Genomic DNA, 17,141 nt, shown 5'->3' with positions numbered 1-17,141 from the left:
CGATCGGCACGCTTGGAAATCTTTCCCTTTCTTGAAGTCTGTGTTGAGAATCCAGGCATTCGAATAGGCCGTGAGGGTCAGTTTTACCCGTCCTACGCGAGGGCGATTGCTGCGCCGACGAAGAACGCGGCGTCAGCGCAGTAATTATTCACCGTCGTACACTCTCGTGTATTGGAGAACCAAGCGGCCTTCATCGTCGGTATCAGCTTCGATCGTGAATACGTCTCCGCGTTCAACGTCGTGTTCACGGGTGATGCGAGCAGGAATAGAGATGTCCATCGTCGCAGTGCCTTCTCGTCCTCGAACCTTGACCGTCTTCTTCGCCATGTACGAGCTTGCTGACGATGTACAGATACCAGTTTTCAGACATTTTACGTAGTATGTACATAAGAAGTTAGTTAGATTACTGATACAGCATCATTAAGGCGGTAGAATATGACATAGGAGTATGGGGAGGCCGAACGATAAAACAGACTGTAGTCTCATTCTCTCTTCCCCGGTTTCCACTGGGGGTGACGCCTGTATCAACTCTCTCACCGTCTCTGAGCCGACGGACACGGTAGCGCTTCTCGTCACCTACACGAACCACGATCGACCGACGAACTGGTTACAAGCCTGGGAGCAGAACACAGGCGAACGCCTGGCCCAACTGAACGTCATCCGCGTCGGGGACTTCACACGGTCGGCATCACCAGCGACGACAGACGGAGCGCCGACGGTGAATGGCGGAATCCCTATTGAGACAGTCAGCGACCCACACAATTTGGCGGAACTCGGAATCGCCATCAGCGAGTGCCTTGGCCGATGGGAAGCCGAAAGCAAAAACAGTAGCCCAAACAACTTCGTTGTCTGCTTCGATTCCCTGACAGAGCTGCTCCAGTACGTTGACGTGCAAGAAGCATTCCGATTCCTCCACGTTCTCACTGGCCGGCTTCAATCAGCGGGCGCAGTTGCACACTTCCATCTCGATCCCGAGGCCCACGACAACCAGACAATCTCCACACTTCGTACGCTATTCGACGCCGTCATCGAGGACACGGATTCGCCAGCCTAAATCCGAGGTATTTCAGGTTTTACCAGAGATAAGGCGAGAATGCCCCTTCCTCAAGGAGCGAGCAACGCGAGCGAGTAGGGAGGGGATGAATCGCCGCACGCCAGTATAAACCATTAAGGAGACACACCCCGATTCACAAGATAGCGTTGGAGTACAGTCACCGCTACCGTGCATATCCGACACAACAGGTAGCGGCTACACTGGACTATCATATCGACGTTCATCGCCAGGCGTACAACTATACTCGCTACGAGTACGAGAACGTTGACGCCGACAATATTGGATCGGCGTACAAGCATCACGACCGCCTCACCGACTGGAAAGACGACTTCGCTGTGTTCAAAGAGGTGCACTCGAAAGCACTTCAGCGAACCGTCACGCGCTTCTACCAGAACCTCTCAAACCTCGCCACGCAAAAAGAGAACGGAAACAAGGTCGGGAAACTCAACTGGAAATCACCAACTGAGTACCAGAGTCTGACGTATTCGCAGTCTGGCTTCGAACTCAAAAACACGAGTGGCCGACGTGCGACACTCTGGCTCTCAAAAATCGGCGATATCCCGATCCGGTATCACCGCCCGCTCCCCGACGAAGCCACCATCAAGGAAGTCACAGTCAAGAAGGAGACGACCGGTGAGTGGTTCGTCTCTTTCGGCCTCGAAACCGATGCTGCTGACCTCCCCGAGAAACCCGACGTTGACTCCCTCGATACGACCAATAGCATCGGGATTGATCTCGGTATCCAGAACTACATTCACACCTCAGATGGGACGGCTGTGGATTGGCTTGACCTCTCTGAGGAGTACGAGCGGCTTCGCCGCGAACAGCGCACCCTCTCGCGGAAAGACCACGGCTCAACCAACTACGACCAACAACGCCAGAGGGTTGCAAACGTCAAGCGCCACATCCGGCGGAAGGTACTGGACTACCAGCACAAACTCACCACCTGGCTCGTCCGCGAATACGACGCCGTATTCGTCGAAGACTTGGACGTGAAAGAGATGCTCGAACAGTCCCAGAACGCCCGGAACAAGCAGGATGCGGCGTGGCGCCAATTCATCAATCTGCTCGAATACAAAGCCGAGTTGTACGGCACGCACGTCGTGCAGGTGGACGCGGCGGGGACGACCAAAGAATGCGCGTCGTGTGGTGTGGAGACAGATAAACCGATCTGGGTGCGAGAACACGCCTGTCCGTCGTGTGGGTTTGAGACAGACAGGGACGCGAACGCGGCGATGAACATCTTGCAGCGCGGCTTTTCTCACCCAGGGCTGGGATGGCCCGAATCGACGCCTGTGGAGACTGCGCTCCCTACGGACACGACTCGCGTTGAGTCAGTGTCTGGAAAGCGCGTCATCGAAACAGGAAGCCCCACCCTCAACGAGCGAACGGCGTCAGCCGTCCGCGAGTAGGGTGGGGTAGTTCACTTGGGCTCGACGACATCCTCACAGCCGGGACATTCTGCCCAGAGTCCGTCCTCTCCGTCGCTCGTCTCGTATTCAACGAGTGACCACGCTTGGGTAATGCGGTCGCCACAGTTCGGACAGCACCCAAGTAGCGATGTGTCTGTGGTCATGGAACGGGGTGGACGGAGCGTGTGACTCTTCCGTCCGTCTTAACGTTTGATTGCGTTGCCCTAATGGTTTCGACTGTTCCAGCGGCTCGTAGACGAAATAACCGGCGAATACGCGCAACCCATACCGACTACGTACGCACCCTCAGGTGGCAGATGAACAAGGGGAATTCGTCCATTCCCGCTCACCTCCGTTCAATCAATAAGGCCGATGTCGTTGTTGAGGTAACGTCCGAGACCCTGTAATGCCAGCGTGCGGCGGAAGTGAGTTTGGCCAGGAGGCACAGTATTTTGGCCGAGGACGGGTACAGTGACGTATGGCGGCGTACGCAGCCTGGCAGCGGTATGGTGCTGCCATCGTCGTGGGTGTTGCAATCGCCTGTATGGGCGTGATAGCGATTGCGTTCCTCGTCCCCGAGCAACTGTTCGACAGCACCTTCGGGCTTATCATCTTCTTCGCTGCGGTCGTCCTGATGGTCGCCTGTGCGATCATCGCCAACATCTACGACCTGCGAGCGATGCTCGCCGACACATTCAGCTAACCAGTCGTCGCATCAGTTGAACGCCTCACCCGGTCACAGAGCAACTACCCGGCACGACGGTTGTCATCCGGAATTGCCCACCCATCAGGGTACCAATTTTTGAGAGAGGACCACGAAGTGTGTTGTATGCCCGGGAAGTCACCGCTAGCCAGTGCAGGCTGGGACATCCTGTTCGGCGTGGTCTGCCTGGTTGTCGCCGTCTCGGTCAGCGAGCTCTGGCAGCAGGTCCTCCTAGTGATACTCGGCGGAAGTGCCGTCGTCTACGGCCTCAAAACCGCACGCGGAACGCACACCGACTGAGCACACCGCCGTCGTATCATACCTCGAAATCGACGGTCCAAACCGCCCAGCCAGCGCGTCGCCCATCACCGAGATGCTGTTCGTCGAAGTCCCGCGGTCGTAGTTCGATTCGTGCGTCAATCGACCATACTCCCGCGACATCGAGGGTCGTGTCGATGCTCGCCGTCGTCGGCCCCTCCTCGATGACTGTCGTCTCCGTGACTTCCGTCGGGATTGCTCCCAGAATGAACGTGGCGAGGAAATCAGTGAACAGCAACGATGAGAGCAAAGCGAAATCAGCGGCTCCATCTAGTGGCCCCTCGGAGTGAATGAGCTTGTCTGCCGATTCGAACTCCCCATTACTGAACCGTTCAAGAAACGACACCGCCACGTCCACCGGGGCCGTCTCCTCCATACTGGAACCTCACAACCCTTCTTTACTAAAGACCTGCTTCCAGACTGCCTCAATGACGACGAAGCCGACGAAGAAGGCCAGACTATGAACCAACACGTCGATACCGAGTTGGGACGGTGACGTAATCTCCCCAGTGTAGACGTCGAACGCTGCGAGTAACAGCGATGCAACTACTGCTGTGGGGAGGTGGGTAACGACTACGTCAGAAACGTCCATACTGAGTGCCTTACTGGACAAGATCAAAAATGTCGGTCACGATGTGCTGCGGCTGAGAATCCCACTCTCCGGACAGATAACCACCGTTTTCGGTCACAATCGGTGCGCCACGCCCGGCCAGCGATCTATAGTAATCTCCAGAAGTGTCTACTCACATCTCTCACCATATCCTCAAGAACCGACTAAGCTCGCCTATCTACGATAGGTGCCACTACAAAGACTTCCAGATTCTACTATAGGTTCTCTTGGTTTGAAAACAGGCGGTGGCCATTCCGGGAGTGGGTTTGTCCACGTCGGGAAGACAGGACAACAACCGTAAGCAACCGAGAATGAGTGCGGAGCCGAGCTCCGTCTGGGTGGCAGCCCATTAAGATTCGACACCATCATATGCAGCATCGGTTGTGACGTCCAGAAAGACCTCCTCCAGCGTTCGTTCACCGCCCACTTCCATCCGGTCTTTGAGTTCCCCCGGTGATCCATCTGCCACTAACTCGCCGTCGTAGAGGATTCCGACCTCTGTTGCCAATTCCTCCACGACCGGAAGGATGTGGGTTGAGAGGAAAACCGTTCGATCACCAGCAGCCAACTCGGTAATCGTGTCCCGGACAGTGCGCGCGGCCCGCGGATCTAAGCCACTGGTCGGTTCATCCAGAATGACGACATCGGGCTCGTGCATGAGCGCCTGAATCAACCCAGTCTTCTGTTTCATCCCCTTCGAATACGTCGAAATCCGATCGTCCGCATCAGCCGTCAAGTCGAACCGGTCTAGCAATTCCTCAATCCGATCGTCAATTTCGGAGGAGTCCATATCACGGAGGCCGCCGTGGTATTCAAGCTGTTCGCGGGCGGTGAGTTCGTCGTAGATCGGTGGTGATTCGGGGAGATACCCGATGTGGGGGATGATGGCCTGCCGGTTTGTAATGGGTTGGCCGGCAACATAGCCGGTGCCGCTGGTTGGGTCGGTAAGCGCGGTTAACATTCGAATCGTAGTGGTTTTTCCCGCGCCGTTCGGCCCGAGGAAACCGTATACGTGCCCCTTGGGAATAGCGAGATTCAGATCTGAAACAGCTGTTGTATCGCCGTATTCCTTTGTGAGGCCGGTCGTATTAATCGCCAGACGTTCGGCCATTACTTGGCATGTTGACAGCCCGTTGTCTTGAGAGTGCCCCTATCACCGGTGAACGCAGATGATACAACTCTGCTGAACCGATTGATTAGACACGATCTGTGACGCAACAGCCCTCGGTAGGTTATAGTACACGTATCGGGATGGGCGATTAAAGAGTCATAAACTATATTTTGTAGGATAGACTGTATTTGGAAGATGGAGTTGGCAACTGTCCGGGAGCAGGTTTCGCGGGCGGATACGTGGCTCGAATCACACCAACTGATTTGGTATCTGCTACTCATCGTATTCCTCGCTACTGGGCGTCTTCTACTGGAAGTCGTTCTCTCGGGCAGGTCTATTATGGAAGGACTCGTCGAGGGCCTCTTATTCGGCATTATCTTTGCGACCACATACTTCCTCCTCAAACACTTCGTATAGGATCTCTCCTACTCAGGGGTAGATCTTTGACCTGTACGTAACTGAACGACGAACCAGATCTAGCGGGTTCTCACCAGTTGAATTTGGAGTGGAACAGCCAATTGATAGGACAGCAACCCCATCACGCCCAATAGCGTGTTTCTCTTATCCGATATATCTTCCAATTCCCAGCCCGATACCACCACTTGCCCCAGCCAGGATACATGCTTTCCATGACCGTTCAGTAACCCCATAGAATGTCATGATCACTGGTATTGAAGCGAGAGCGGCAGCGACTGGAGCAGGAAGAAACTCAAATGGGTTCACCCAAATATAGAGGATGGCACTGAGAGCTCCGAGGAAAAACGCCAATATCCGTCCCCATCGGAACTCTGTAACCTCCATGTCATATCTGAATTAGACCTGTAATGTTATAACCTTGTTTCACGAAAATAAGTTCTCGTCTACACTAATTACCCTGCCTGTACGTACCGAAGGGACTCACCACATCGAGACGGGTTCTCCCCACCTGTGTCGGTGTGAAACAGCCGGTAAGTGAGTGTGCAAAGTTACGGGTGACTTAGCCTGCTCTGCGTTGCGCAATCAGGAACGAGACAGTCAGCAAAAGCCACGTACCGATGAGGATAGCCCACGTTATCGGGTCACTCAGGTAGGTTATTGCTTCCTCTGTTGGGTAGAGAATGAACACCCACATCGGTAGCCCAACTACGACACAGGCGAGAAAGAAGGCGAGCGCTCGAACCACTTGATTATCAAAATAATCCACGCCGAATCTATCAGAGGATTACCGACGAGTATCCGTCAAGGCTTCGGTGGGTGGGACGCCTGAACTGAGCGAAGATACGCACCACATCGAGGAGGGTTCTTACCAGTGGATTTGGAGTGAAACAGCCGCTTAGTCGGTGTGCGTGGCTATCTGCCACTGACCTACTTATTGGATTTGTTTTGAAGTGGCAACATATGCTGCGTAAACGACTGGCCCTATGAGGAAGAAGGCAAGCCAAAGACCGGAGTCACTAACAATCGCCGTGATTGAACGGGATGGTTGGAAAATTATCGCCCATATGAACAATCCAATAAGGAGATACCCAAGGACAACGAGGCCGCCAAGGTATGGTCGTTCCTTCAGATACTCATTAAGTCGATTCGTCATGTTGGATTTTCGCTCTGGAACCTCAATAGGGCTTGGAAGGAGGATTTGGTTCTGATAAATAGGTTCCTGCACTTAGCGAAGCTACGCAATACATCGAGGCGAATTCTTACCAGCCTATTTGGAGTGAAACAGCCGCTCAGTAGGTGTGAACCTATTAGTCGGTAGACTCATCTTCGATAGCGACCGGGCTTGCTGGAGGGTCTTCACCCTCGAAGTACGAGCGGAGCGCGAGTTTTGTTCCGAGGTAGGACGCGGCAACCATTAGTGCAAATCCGATGGGTCCCCAAAAGAGGAGAAACTCAAAGATGGCCATAGGCAACGTACGGTCATCCGGATAATAGATTTTGTCCACACCGTTACCGTTCAGTAGTTTCTCTGTATCCATCGTTGAATGGATCCAATAGCGATTAAGGAAGATAAGTGGCGAGAACATTGATGAAACGGTCAAGCCACTCATTCTTCTCCCTTTCATCATCTGGCTTCTCGTCGTCTCTGGACATGCACTTCAGTACTATTCTTCGCAGTATATACCCTCCTCCAAACCTACGCTCTGGGATCTCAGGGCGCATTGGCACCCTCAGTCTCGGGGTTGAATAGGTCCTCAATCGCACAATCGAAATGATCTGCGAGTTTGAACGCGAGTTCCAGTGAGGGATCATACCGGTTGCGTTCGATCGCGTTGATAGTCTGCCGAGAGACGCCGACTGCGTCCGCAAGGTCGGCTTGACTCTCGTCACGTGCTTGCCGTTCCTCGCGGATTCTAGAGTGCATCGTTATCGGTAGTAGCCGAGGAGAAGCGCATAGGTGAGGTAAACGATTGCGGTGGTGATACTGAGGGTGGTCGTTGCGGGCCCCCATTCGAAGTGTGGGGTTGTCGATAACGCGACTAGCGACGGGAATACGAGAGTGGAGAGCCACCCGAACAGTGCGAGGGTGGTGCCACTCGCACGCTGGTGGATTGTGGTGTCTCGCTCGTCGAACATGGTGTAGTCCGTGATGTACGGGATGACCATTCCGCCGGCCATTCCGAGGATGTAGAGGCCGACGGCGACGAGTGGGAATTCGAGGGCGGTTCCGACACCGAGCGCGATTCCTGCGAACACGAAGCAGGATGTCATCAGTCGTTTGTACGTCTGTGGTGGCCGGGATTGTATGCCGGTGGGTGTGAGTTCTGACATGGTCGTGTCAACCTCGCTTTCCGTAAAGCCTCCTTTACAGTAAAGCAATCTTTACACCTTTATAAAAAGGATTTTGTTTAAAACAGACACCATCTGCGATACACTAATTGGGGAATCCGTCCTCCTCAGTCAATAGAATACCACCATAGTTGGATACTGCTGCGGTCATGGGAGGGTGTACTCGTTGAACCGTGTGACTGCTCGCCGATACGCCAAGACCGTGACGATGGTAGCGAGGAACACCGTCACAAGGAGTACCGCGATTCGAACGGCTGGCATGGAGGCACCGAGTGCCGGTGCTACTGGCCCGCCAACGAACGCCGCTCCGTAGACCACGAATGCTGGCAGGCAGACGAGTCCAACGGCCGCAAAAATCTTCGCCCATTTGAAAATACCACCACTCTCAATATACGCTGTGATGCCAGTGAACGGAATCGATTCTGGCCGGAACTCGTAGTACGACACGTCCAACGCGAGCAGTGCTGACACCGTCACGCTACATGCGATGAGGGAGATACCTGCCAAGCCCAGCACTAGCAGTTCAACGCCACCGAGTGGACTCCCAAGACCAAGCAGGAGAATCACCAGCATCGTGAGCGGGCCGCTGATTGTGACGCCGGCAAACATGGTTCCCTTGATGAAGTGACGCCCTGACACCGAAGTGAGCGTCATCGGTAACGACGAGTATTCGGCTCCAAGCAGTTCCGCCCCAAAGGCAAGTGCCGTCCCGATCGCGGATAGAAATGCGAGCGAGACGAGTGAGACACCCGGCACCTCACCAGCGGCGAAAATCGGGAGAAACACGAGCGGGGTCAGCATGAGCACATACCCCTGGAAAAGCAATCCAATCGGAACGCGGCGTTCTTGCAGCCAGCGCTTCCGTGCGACGGTCAACACCGGCCGCGATACCCACCCAGCGAACATTCGCTCAGCAAGTCCGGCACCAACCAGGGACCGCGAACGGTGAATTTCTGATTCGCCGACCCGGTCAGCAGTCCAAACGCGTTCAGCGAGCGAAATAGTTGCCATCATCAAGATAGGGAGTCCAACGACAGTCGCGCCGAGCACGCCGAGGCCGCGGGCTTGGCTGGCCGGAACGTCTGTGAGCCCGAGGAAAGCGAGATCAACGAACCACGCGAGCGGGACCACTCGAAGCCATTCAATCGTCGCCTGGTTCGAGACTGGGCCTTGAAATATGGTGATCCAGATGAAGAACGCGAGTATGAACGCAAGGACGTAGGTGTAATTCTTGTATCGGCGGAGGCGGGGTGACTGACTGGTGGCGAGTTTCGCACCGAGGCGGAGAACAATACCGAGGAGGGCGGCGAGCGTAACGATTCCAACGACTGCGACACCAGTAGTGAGAGCTATGACCGGCGTTTGCGTGCCAAGTGCAAGCCCGACAGCAACGCCGAGAGCTGGAAGGAACACTGGAACCGCGACTCGACGATACACGGTGAACACTAGGCCAAGCGCGGCTTCAGACGCCCTGACCGTCGTCAACAGGTGATCCGTATTGAGCTGCTCGTTCACCCTTGATGTCCGCTGTATTGCCATCCAGAGAAACGTGAGAAATCCCGCGACGACGGTGGCCTGGATAGCGCTAACCGGCAGTGTAAGGCGGCCACGAGCAACTAATTGGCCAACCCCGTATGCGCCGATGCCACCTCCAATAGAGAACACGACAAGGGCGATCACGCGGAGTGTCTGCCAAGTGGACGAATGGCCGGGTTGGCGTTGGCTCCGCGTGCGCTCGATGCGCGCGATTAGAAGAGCATGCCGGAGCCAAGAGCGAGCCATCACGATCGTATCCGGATATCAGACCGCTCTTCTGAAAAGCCTCGGGTCAAGCCCCGAGGCTTCCTGGTTCAACGACGTGCTTTGCAGACACCTGAGTGGTGTCCACAGGGTGCGCAGGCTTCACAGGCGTCGATTCGGACCATCCTAGCCCTGACTCAGCAAAGCCGCTTCGCGTCCCTGTCCGCCTCGAATCCACACGAGGGGCAGGAGTGTCTACGTACCCAGATTGGGTTCGCTGTCTCCACGCCACGTGTGTAACACGGTCCGTGCATCGCTGGATGACAACTGAGGATCGAGCCGACAACGACCTCATCGCTCGGAATACAAAGCGGTGAACCTTGTCCGGCGGAGAATTGGGACGTTAGGCGTCCACCGGATCGAACCAAGCGAGGTTGATGTATTTGCCGTGGAGAGAGTCTGGTGTGGGAATCGTTCCGACCCTCGTCCATGTGTCACCGGCCTTACGGAGGATGGTACCGCGGTGGGTTGCTCCGACAGGGTCACCATCGATAGTCGTCCACCCGACGACGACTTCGTCGGGGTGCGGCGATTCAACTGGCGTGAGTGACTCGCCGGCACTGGCTGTGAGGAGCACAGGTTCGGCGTCGTCGCTGTCCCAACGGGTTGGGGGAACACAGGCCGCGGACGTGTACAGGGTGTCGTCGTGGACGAATGCGGCCCGAAAGTATTGTTGATCAAGCCCCTCATCGAGTCGTGTCCAGGTGTGACCCGCATCGTGAGAGCGGTAGAGCCCCACACCGGTTGCCGCGACGACCTCGTCTTGGGCACTGCAGCGGAGGTTATGGATGTCGTCATGGACGCCGTCCCGGCGTTCTTCCCAGGTCTGTCCGTTGTCGTCGGTGACGTGAACGCCGCCGGGTTCGACACCGGCAAACACCTGACCAGGCGCATTCGGGTTGCTGCAGAGACTGCGGACACGAGCGATGTAATCGTGGCGTTCGACGCCCCAGGCATCCTGCGACGGCAATTCTTGGAACCCGGAGAGATCCTCCCACGAGAGGTCCGCTGCGGTGGGTTGGTGGTTGGGGAGGGGGTTGGAACGGTAGACGTGTGCTGGTGCGGTGCCGGCGTACAGTCGCTTGGTTGTTGGTTCGTACGTGACGGCCCAAACCGTTTCTTCTGGGACACCGAGGTCCGTCCAGTCCTCGCCGTCTTGAGAATAGTAGAGGCCAGTGTCCGAGGCTGCGAATAGACCGTCAATCGCGTCGAATTGCCGGACACGTTCGACACGCGGCACATTGAGTACTTTTTCGACGGTTGCTTCTGCTGTCTGGGTGATACCGGTAACTCGGTACACGCCATCACCAGTTCCTGCCCACAGCATACAACGCAATCGCGTAGTCGACAGCATAATTATTTGCCAAACTGAATTTTTGGAGAAGACTTGAGACGAAACGTGACCTCCTCCTCGCGGTAAACGGCGAGGCTTCCCGCGGTACCACACCGCTGAGTTGGGATATTTGCTGGTTTGCGACCTATCGACAAGACAGGCCGATGGCGTTCGCAAGAGCAGGGCTCTTGCGCAGCCCATCAGAACGCTATGCGTTCTGAGGACGGGGCCACACCGCCGTTACTCCTATCCTAGCAGGGGACTCGGAGTTATCTTCTGACCGAGACACCACAGCCCTTCGAGAGGGTGTCTCAAACGTTTTGGGCCTCGGAGTCCCGATATTGTGCATTTGAGTGGGCGGTGTGACCGCCTCGGTGTCTGTCACTCTATGATACGATTCCACTTAAATATCCGTATTGCTGCTGAACGAGGTTTGTGTCGGCGTTGGTGGATTCACGCCCGTCCCCAGAACGCGGAGCGTTCTGGTGTGCGAACGAGACTCAACGCGTCTCGTCAACGCCGTAAACGACGGGATTCTCTCCTTGTAGAAGATAGCACTTGGTAATGACAGTGGCGATCTACCGAGATCTTACCCACGTACATGTGGCCTTGTTTTGGCGCAGAGTCCCAGCCCGCCTGATTCGTGCTGATGCAACGACTCAGGCGCACAGTGAGACTGTGCATCTCTTGGATTCTAATAGCCAGCAGATTGTGCGAACTCTTTTACCAAAGTCGGCGGATGATATATGTATGTACGATTTGACGGGGTTTCAACGCGATTTGTTGTATGTGATTGCAGGACTTGATGAGCCGCACGGATTGGCGATCAAAGACGAGCTAGAGGAGTACTACGAATCCGAGATTCATCATGGCCGACTCTACCCAAACCTAGATACACTCGTTGATAAGGGACTTGTAGAGAAAGGAGAAGTAGACCAGCGAACGAATTCCTACACCCTTACTCGCCGTGGACGTCGAGAAATTGCGGCACGTCGCAGCTGGGAATCTGAATATATCGACGTCGACACCTAATCCGGATCGGATTTGGCACGCCACAACGCCGATCAATCACGTGCGTTCTATTGACCCACCGGACGGCTGAGAATGCTGACGTTCAAGTGGAGGAGGGCACGTCGACAAACTGCCGGTCTCCGTCACGATGGCGATCAGCCAGTGTTGGGAGAGTCCCAAGCGGGTGAATCCCGGTGTGGTGGCCGTGGATTCACTCTTCCTATCCGTGGAAACTTCAAATCTGGTTATGACTTGTTACGAAGTACAGATGAACTACGAACCGTTCGAGTAGAACGCACTCTTATACCCCTGAGAGTTTCTATCCGCATACGCTGACGTTATGACCCTCTTCGAAATCCTGCTTGGGACCGGACTTGCTGCCGGGATGGTTGTCACCGGTCTCGTATACCTGGACTGTACGCGGCGAGGGCTGTCCACATCAAGTCGCCTCGTCTGGGCACTCGCCTGCGGCGGTGGGAGTTTCGCTGGGTTTCTTCTCCCACACGTATTTTACCAAGACCTGTCATACCTGTACTTTCAGGTGCTGAAACCCCGGCCGATTACAGTCCACCCGCGGGAGTGGATGGCAGTAGCACTGACGGTCGGCGTCACGATTTGCGTACTACTTGTGGGATTGTATCTCGCTGGAACCCGAGTTTGGAACTGGACGGCAACAGAACTGCAGTAGACGCCAAATCGCTTAATACGCCCACCGACTGAGCAGTAACTGATTTATCGGTTGGCTATCTTATTCAAATATGAACGGTCGGCACACCGTTACTGCCCTCCTGAACATCGTCCGACTCGAACTCCGCCGACACCGTCGCTCGCGCGGCACGGTCGGAACGCTCGCTGGTCTCACACTGTTCTGTACGTTCTGGAGCGTCCACAACCTCTCCATCTCTACGTATCCCCCGAACGCGTCGCTGCGAAACGACGGCGTATTCTCCGTAATCGACCCTGGCCAGAACCTCCTGATCCTCGACGCTGCCACCTCAGTCTTCGTCGGCCCGCTATTGCTCTGTGCCGGCGTTCTCCTCGGCGTGGGCACCGTCACGACGCCCCGTACCGAGGGGACGCTCCGGACAATTCAGACGTTCCCGTACAGCCGGCGGAGTGTGTTCGTCGGTCTGGTCCTCTCCCGGCTCGTGGTTATCGCAGTTGTCGTCGCCGTCCTCACGATCTGTACCGTCGTCGCTGCGTCCCTCGCTGGGGTTCAACTTTCTCGGGCAATGGTGTTCGGCTTCGCCGTTCTCCTGACGCTCCACGCCGCTGGCGGCGTCGCCGTCGGCGCGATGGTTTCGACGCTCCGGAGCGAGCCCATCGCGGTGTATCTGCTCGGTGTCGTCGCCGCCGTCGGCCTGCTAGTCATGGGCGGTCTCCTCTCCTCGCAGTTCATGCAAGCCGGCTTGTTCGCACCGCAAACCGCCTTCCACGTCGCGCTGGCCGGCCTGCACGAGAACTGGACGACGCTCTTCCAGCAGGCCCTGGCGGACGCGACCGGCGATTTTCGACCGCTGTTCGGCTCTATGGCGGCTGGAGTCCTCGTATTGTGTGCGTGGGTGGTGGTGCCAACACTGCTCGGCGCGGTCGGCTATGAACGGTGGGATCTCAACCGATGACGGACGCATCCGACGACAGCACACCTGCGGTTGTGACAGACGGTTTCACCAAGAGATTCGGCTCTGTCACGGCCGTTGATGGGCTTGAGCTGACGGTGCCGGCCGGATCGGTGTACGGCCTGCTTGGCCCGAACGGTGCGGGGAAATCGACCACCATCGACGCGCTGGTCGGGCTCGTCCACGCTACCGAGGGGACGGTCCGTGTCCTCGGAATGGACGTCCGTACCTCACCGGTCAAGATCCGCCGACGAACCGGTATCTTGCCAGACGGGTTCACGCCGTACGAGCGCCTGACCGGCCGGGAGCATCTCAACGCCGCCGCCCGCGCGAACCGCGTGACGATCGATACGGACGAGGCGTTGGCGCGGGTCGGACTCGCCGACGCCGCCGACCGCACCGCAGGCGGGTACTCGCACGGAATGACCCAGCGGCTGGGGCTGGCGATGGCACTCGTCGGCGCACCCGATCTACTCGTGCTCGACGAACCGGCGGCCGGACTCGACCCCCACGGAATCGAGCTGTTACGACGCATCGTCCGTGAGGAACACGCTCGCGGCGCGACCGTCATGCTTTCGACCCACCAACTCGCGCAGGTTGAAGCAGTCTGTGACACGGTCGGCATCATCGACGATGGCCGGCTTGTCGCGGAGGACTCTGCGGAGACCCTCCGGCGCACCGTCGAGACCGAGGCGACGCTCCGCGTCAGGCCGACTGGATCGATCGACCGGGCCCGCGAGCTCCTTCGAGACCTCAACAGCGTGACTGGAGTGACTGCCGACGACGGCGTACTTATCGTGCAGTGTGATGCCGAACAGGAGACCGCCAGTGTCATCGCCGCACTCGAACGCTCGGACGTGGCACTCGAATCATACGAGAAATCCCTCCCCGGTCTCGAACAGGTGTTTGAGGCCTACACCGACGAGCAGTGACCGACCGTTCGTCGGTCCGTCGGCTGGCGGCACAGGCGGGTCACGTCGCCCGACAGGAACTCCTGTGGCTCTGGCGTGGCTGGACGGTCCCGACCGTCGCCGTCCTGTTCGTTCTCACAGTTGTGAGTGTCGTTCGGCGGGCCGATCCGCCCGGGCCGGGGGAACAACCGCTCACGCTTCTCGTACTGGTCCCCAACGGTGATCCTCTCTCACCGACCGCAGTCGTTCTGTTCACGCTTGGACGAGTACTGACACTTCTGCTCCCGCTTGTCGTTGTCGTACTCACAGCCGGAACGCTCGCCGGCGACGCCGAGTCGGGGCGGCTCCGGACGCTCCAGACGTTCCCGGTCTCACGTAGTGCGGTCGTCGGTGGGAAGCTCCTCGCCCGGTCGGCCGTTGTGGGGAGCGTAGTGTTACTCGGTCTGACTGCGGGCGCGCTGACGTCGTGGCTCCGGTTTGGAACCGCCGATCTGGTCGGTTACGGCCTGTTTCTCCTCGCCTCGGTGGCGTTCGCACTGTCGTTGACCGGGACGACGGTGGCCGTCTCGACGCTGGTCATGGCACGATTACGGGCGGTCGCACTCTCGCTGGGTCCGTTTCTCGTATCCGCGTTCCTCGGAGTTGACCCGGGTGTCCCGTCGGTGCTTCGGACGGGACTACTCATCCAACCTTACCAACTCCTCGTCGCGGGCACCCACGCCCAACTCGTCGCCATCCCGCGGGTGGTTCCAACTGCCCGTCCGCCGGCTCCAATTGGTGGGCTCGTCCTCTCCGACGGGGTTTCGCTTTGCGCGCTGTTCGCGTGGCCCGTTGCGCTCCTCGTGCTCGCGGTGGGTCGATACTGTCGGCGGGACCTGTAGAATCCCTGCAGCCGGCTCAACAAGCAGGAGCCGCGCCCAAACAGGACGGGGTTGTCGCATTTCCAAAGGCCTCCAGCTGCGATCATCTAACTAATAATCTTGCAGTGTTTGACTTCGCACTCTCCATCTTCTACGGATTCGTCTTGGAAACGCTCCTGGCATTCAACGCAGACCCCTGGATTGCAGGTACAGGCGCAATTATGGGCGTCCTCCTGATGCGAGCGCGGTGGAGCACACAGAACGCCCTCCAGTGGCTACCCGGCGCAGTTGTTCTCGCGGGTGTCACGCTCTGGACTGACACAGTACTCGTTGCCCTGCTCATCCGCCTCGGCTACGACGCGCTCACACTCCTCTCCGGCGACACCAGCGATTACACTCTCGACGAATCATGACGTCCCTCAAGGAGGGTCCGAGCTCTCTCTCGGCAGTCAGCGACGTCTTCTTTGGCCAGATAGGTACGCTTTCGGGTCAATATGCTCGTCCAAGAGGAACTGCCACTCGGCCATTTCAGGCGGTGTCTGGTTCAACGCTGTCCGGACGATCAATCGACTCTTTGATTGACTCGATTGCGTCCTTGCGGCCGGCTTCGACTTCGCTCATTTCGCGGGGATGATCGTGATAGTACGCGAGCGCATAGATGTCCGCGTTACGAATGCAGCGCGAAGAACGAAGCGTTAGCGCCTGTCCGTACTATCAATTGGGGATTGTCCTACTCGTCACGTTTCTCCTGTGTGTACAGGCGGCACTTGTCCTACGGAACGTGCTCTGAATTGGAGGAGATAAGACACAGCTCAAGGGCACTAATCTGAGTGCCGCTTTGGACCCATCACACTTCAATAGAGCCAGATAATCAGGTCTACCTCGTAAGACTGTAGCGTTATCCCCAGCGGCTGGCGATCTCGTAGGCGATTCCGGCTGGAAGAGTGATAGCAAGCACGACGAATAGTACCTCCTCAACGGTTGGCCCAGATTTGGTCAACGCGCTGTGGAATATAACCACGCCGGTGGCGAGGACACCGACAACGGTTGCGATATACTCTGGGTCACTCCACGAGGACGGAAACCCAGTCGAAGACATAGCCCATCCTACTCAGGTTGAGCATATGTATTATACGACTGTTGGAACTCAGTTTGTAGAAAGTACAGTGGCAGGGCCACACACCGTCTGAGCAGCTGTTTCACACCGACTTAGATAGTGAGAATTCGCATCAATATGGTGAGTGAATTCGGGAAGTACAGGCTGGCAACCAAACGTGGGTGTCCCGTCTACAAGTCCGAGGCCTGCTTACCAAGCGCCTCGCCAGTAGCCGTATCCGATGACGGCGAGGATGGCGGCGACACCGAAACTGAGGAACGTCCCGATGAACCAAACCGACGCAATCACGAATCCCCAGAGGCCAGCAACGACAACGCCGTGTTCCAAGTCGTCGATACGGCCAGCCGCGTACGCTGAGCCGAAGGCGACCGTCAGCAGGAGGCCGAATATCGGCTGGAAGGCGTACAGGAACGCCCACGCGAGGATGGAGAGCGCGACAATCCCCGCAAGCCCGTCGTAGAGGTTTGGAACATCGGCGGGCGCACGTGATTCTGACGTAGCCATACGAATGCATAC

Annotated in this window: 22 protein-coding genes and 1 pseudogene; 10 read left to right on the top strand and 13 right to left on the bottom strand. The window is 57.0% G+C overall.

All coding sequences use genetic code 11. The features are described from left to right. Positions 1–144 precede the first annotated feature (144 nt). Positions 145–327 carry a hypothetical protein gene (locus LPA44_RS15895; RefSeq protein ID WP_230890482.1) on the bottom strand — a complete coding sequence of 61 codons (183 nt, stop codon included), beginning with the start codon at positions 325–327 and terminating at the stop codon, positions 145–147. A 121-nt stretch (positions 328–448) separates the two neighbouring features. Between LPA44_RS15895 and LPA44_RS15890 the strand changes: the two genes are divergently transcribed. Further along, positions 449–1,054, top strand: a complete 606-nt coding sequence (locus LPA44_RS15890; RefSeq protein ID WP_230890481.1) for a DUF835 domain-containing protein — start codon at positions 449–451, stop codon at positions 1,052–1,054. A 146-nt stretch (positions 1,055–1,200) separates the two neighbouring features. After that, positions 1,201–2,466, top strand: a complete 1,266-nt coding sequence (locus tag LPA44_RS15885) for an RNA-guided endonuclease InsQ/TnpB family protein (RefSeq protein ID WP_230890480.1) — start codon at positions 1,201–1,203, stop codon at positions 2,464–2,466. Between the two features lie 11 nt (positions 2,467–2,477). Here LPA44_RS15885 and LPA44_RS18485 read toward each other — a convergent pair whose 3' ends face one another. Next, on the bottom strand, positions 2,478–2,630 hold the full coding sequence (locus LPA44_RS18485; RefSeq protein WP_442903408.1) for a DUF7837 family putative zinc-binding protein: 153 nt from the start codon (positions 2,628–2,630) through the stop codon (positions 2,478–2,480). A gap of 314 nt (positions 2,631–2,944) precedes the next feature. On the opposite strand from LPA44_RS18485, the gene LPA44_RS15880 reads away from it, so the two are divergent. Together LPA44_RS15880 and LPA44_RS15875 are read left to right on the top strand one after the other, a co-directional pair. Next, entirely contained in the window at positions 2,945–3,169 is a 225-nt protein-coding gene (locus LPA44_RS15880; RefSeq protein WP_230890479.1) for a hypothetical protein, read from the top strand. A gap of 126 nt (positions 3,170–3,295) precedes the next feature. Continuing rightward, positions 3,296–3,469 carry a hypothetical protein gene (locus LPA44_RS15875; protein ID WP_230890478.1) on the top strand — a complete coding sequence of 58 codons (174 nt, stop codon included), beginning with the start codon at positions 3,296–3,298 and terminating at the stop codon, positions 3,467–3,469. Positions 3,470–3,485: 16 nt separating this feature from the next. Here the strand turns inward: LPA44_RS15875 and LPA44_RS15870 are convergent, their stop codons facing one another. The 3 genes from LPA44_RS15870 to LPA44_RS15860 all read right to left on the bottom strand — a co-directional run bounded on the left by LPA44_RS15870 (position 3,486) and on the right by LPA44_RS15860 (position 5,208). Further along, on the bottom strand, positions 3,486–3,863 hold the full coding sequence (locus tag LPA44_RS15870; protein ID WP_230890477.1) for a hypothetical protein: 378 nt from the start codon (positions 3,861–3,863) through the stop codon (positions 3,486–3,488). A gap of 9 nt (positions 3,864–3,872) precedes the next feature. Further along, the gene (locus tag LPA44_RS15865) at positions 3,873–4,079 is read right to left on the bottom strand and encodes a hypothetical protein (RefSeq protein WP_230890476.1); all 207 of its coding nucleotides are present in this window, start codon (positions 4,077–4,079) and stop codon (positions 3,873–3,875) included. A 367-nt stretch (positions 4,080–4,446) separates the two neighbouring features. Next, positions 4,447–5,208, bottom strand: coding sequence for an ABC transporter ATP-binding protein (locus LPA44_RS15860; RefSeq protein WP_230890475.1), 762 nt, complete (start codon positions 5,206–5,208; stop codon positions 4,447–4,449). Positions 5,209–5,403: 195 nt separating this feature from the next. Between LPA44_RS15860 and LPA44_RS15855 the strand changes: the two genes are divergently transcribed. Further along, entirely contained in the window at positions 5,404–5,625 is a 222-nt protein-coding gene (locus tag LPA44_RS15855; protein WP_230890474.1) for a hypothetical protein, read from the top strand. Between the two features lie 144 nt (positions 5,626–5,769). Here LPA44_RS15855 and LPA44_RS15850 read toward each other — a convergent pair whose 3' ends face one another. From LPA44_RS15850 to LPA44_RS15820, 7 genes and pseudogenes are all read right to left on the bottom strand, one after another. Continuing rightward, positions 5,770–6,009, bottom strand: a complete 240-nt coding sequence (locus LPA44_RS15850) for a hypothetical protein (protein WP_230890473.1) — start codon at positions 6,007–6,009, stop codon at positions 5,770–5,772. A 923-nt stretch (positions 6,010–6,932) separates the two neighbouring features. Next, the gene (locus LPA44_RS15845) at positions 6,933–7,091 is read right to left on the bottom strand and encodes a hypothetical protein (RefSeq protein ID WP_230890472.1); all 159 of its coding nucleotides are present in this window, start codon (positions 7,089–7,091) and stop codon (positions 6,933–6,935) included. Positions 7,092–7,336: 245 nt separating this feature from the next. Continuing rightward, a complete protein-coding gene (locus LPA44_RS15840) occupies positions 7,337–7,549 on the bottom strand; it encodes a helix-turn-helix transcriptional regulator (protein ID WP_230890471.1) in 213 nt (70 codons plus the stop codon). Positions 7,550–7,551: 2 nt separating this feature from the next. Beyond that, entirely contained in the window at positions 7,552–7,896 is a 345-nt protein-coding gene (locus LPA44_RS15835; protein WP_230890470.1) for a DUF2178 domain-containing protein, read from the bottom strand. 225 nt (positions 7,897–8,121) lie between these two features. After that, positions 8,122–9,489 (bottom strand): hypothetical protein, encoded by a 1,368-nt coding sequence (locus tag LPA44_RS15830; protein WP_230890469.1) that lies wholly within the window; start codon positions 9,487–9,489, stop codon positions 8,122–8,124. Positions 9,490–9,802: 313 nt separating this feature from the next. Continuing rightward, positions 9,803–10,016, bottom strand: a pseudogene (locus LPA44_RS15825) (RNA-guided endonuclease TnpB family protein); the annotation flags it as partial. A 101-nt stretch (positions 10,017–10,117) separates the two neighbouring features. Continuing rightward, positions 10,118–11,101 carry a WD40 repeat domain-containing protein gene (locus tag LPA44_RS15820; RefSeq protein ID WP_230890468.1) on the bottom strand — a complete coding sequence of 328 codons (984 nt, stop codon included), beginning with the start codon at positions 11,099–11,101 and terminating at the stop codon, positions 10,118–10,120. 756 nt (positions 11,102–11,857) lie between these two features. On the opposite strand from LPA44_RS15820, the gene LPA44_RS15815 reads away from it, so the two are divergent. The 5 genes from LPA44_RS15815 to LPA44_RS15795 all read left to right on the top strand — a co-directional run bounded on the left by LPA44_RS15815 (position 11,858) and on the right by LPA44_RS15795 (position 15,921). Next, positions 11,858–12,139: a PadR family transcriptional regulator gene (locus tag LPA44_RS15815; protein ID WP_230890467.1), complete on the top strand. Its 282-nt coding sequence runs from the start codon at positions 11,858–11,860 to the stop codon at positions 12,137–12,139. 737 nt (positions 12,140–12,876) lie between these two features. Continuing rightward, positions 12,877–13,740, top strand: a complete 864-nt coding sequence (locus LPA44_RS15810; RefSeq protein WP_230890466.1) for an ABC transporter permease subunit — start codon at positions 12,877–12,879, stop codon at positions 13,738–13,740. Continuing rightward, positions 13,737–14,669 carry an ABC transporter ATP-binding protein gene (locus LPA44_RS15805; protein ID WP_230890465.1) on the top strand — a complete coding sequence of 311 codons (933 nt, stop codon included), beginning with the start codon at positions 13,737–13,739 and terminating at the stop codon, positions 14,667–14,669. The genes LPA44_RS15810 and LPA44_RS15805 overlap by 4 nt, the downstream gene beginning before the upstream one ends. Continuing rightward, positions 14,666–15,529: an ABC transporter permease gene (locus LPA44_RS15800; RefSeq protein ID WP_230890464.1), complete on the top strand. Its 864-nt coding sequence runs from the start codon at positions 14,666–14,668 to the stop codon at positions 15,527–15,529. The genes LPA44_RS15805 and LPA44_RS15800 overlap by 4 nt, the downstream gene beginning before the upstream one ends. Before the next feature lie 104 nt (positions 15,530–15,633). Further along, positions 15,634–15,921 carry a hypothetical protein gene (locus LPA44_RS15795; protein WP_230890463.1) on the top strand — a complete coding sequence of 96 codons (288 nt, stop codon included), beginning with the start codon at positions 15,634–15,636 and terminating at the stop codon, positions 15,919–15,921. A gap of 893 nt (positions 15,922–16,814) precedes the next feature. Here the strand turns inward: LPA44_RS15795 and LPA44_RS15790 are convergent. Beyond that, a complete protein-coding gene (locus LPA44_RS15790) occupies positions 16,815–17,129 on the bottom strand; it encodes a Duffy blood group (RefSeq protein WP_230890462.1) in 315 nt (104 codons plus the stop codon). Positions 17,130–17,141 lie beyond the last annotated feature (12 nt).

Origin of the sequence: Halobacterium sp. KA-4 (assembly GCF_021028995.1) — an archaeon.
Taxonomy (GTDB): Archaea; Halobacteriota; Halobacteria; order Halobacteriales; family Halobacteriaceae; genus Halobacterium.
Note: the sequence above shows the minus strand (reverse complement) of the source record. Positions and strands in the feature narration are given on the sequence as shown.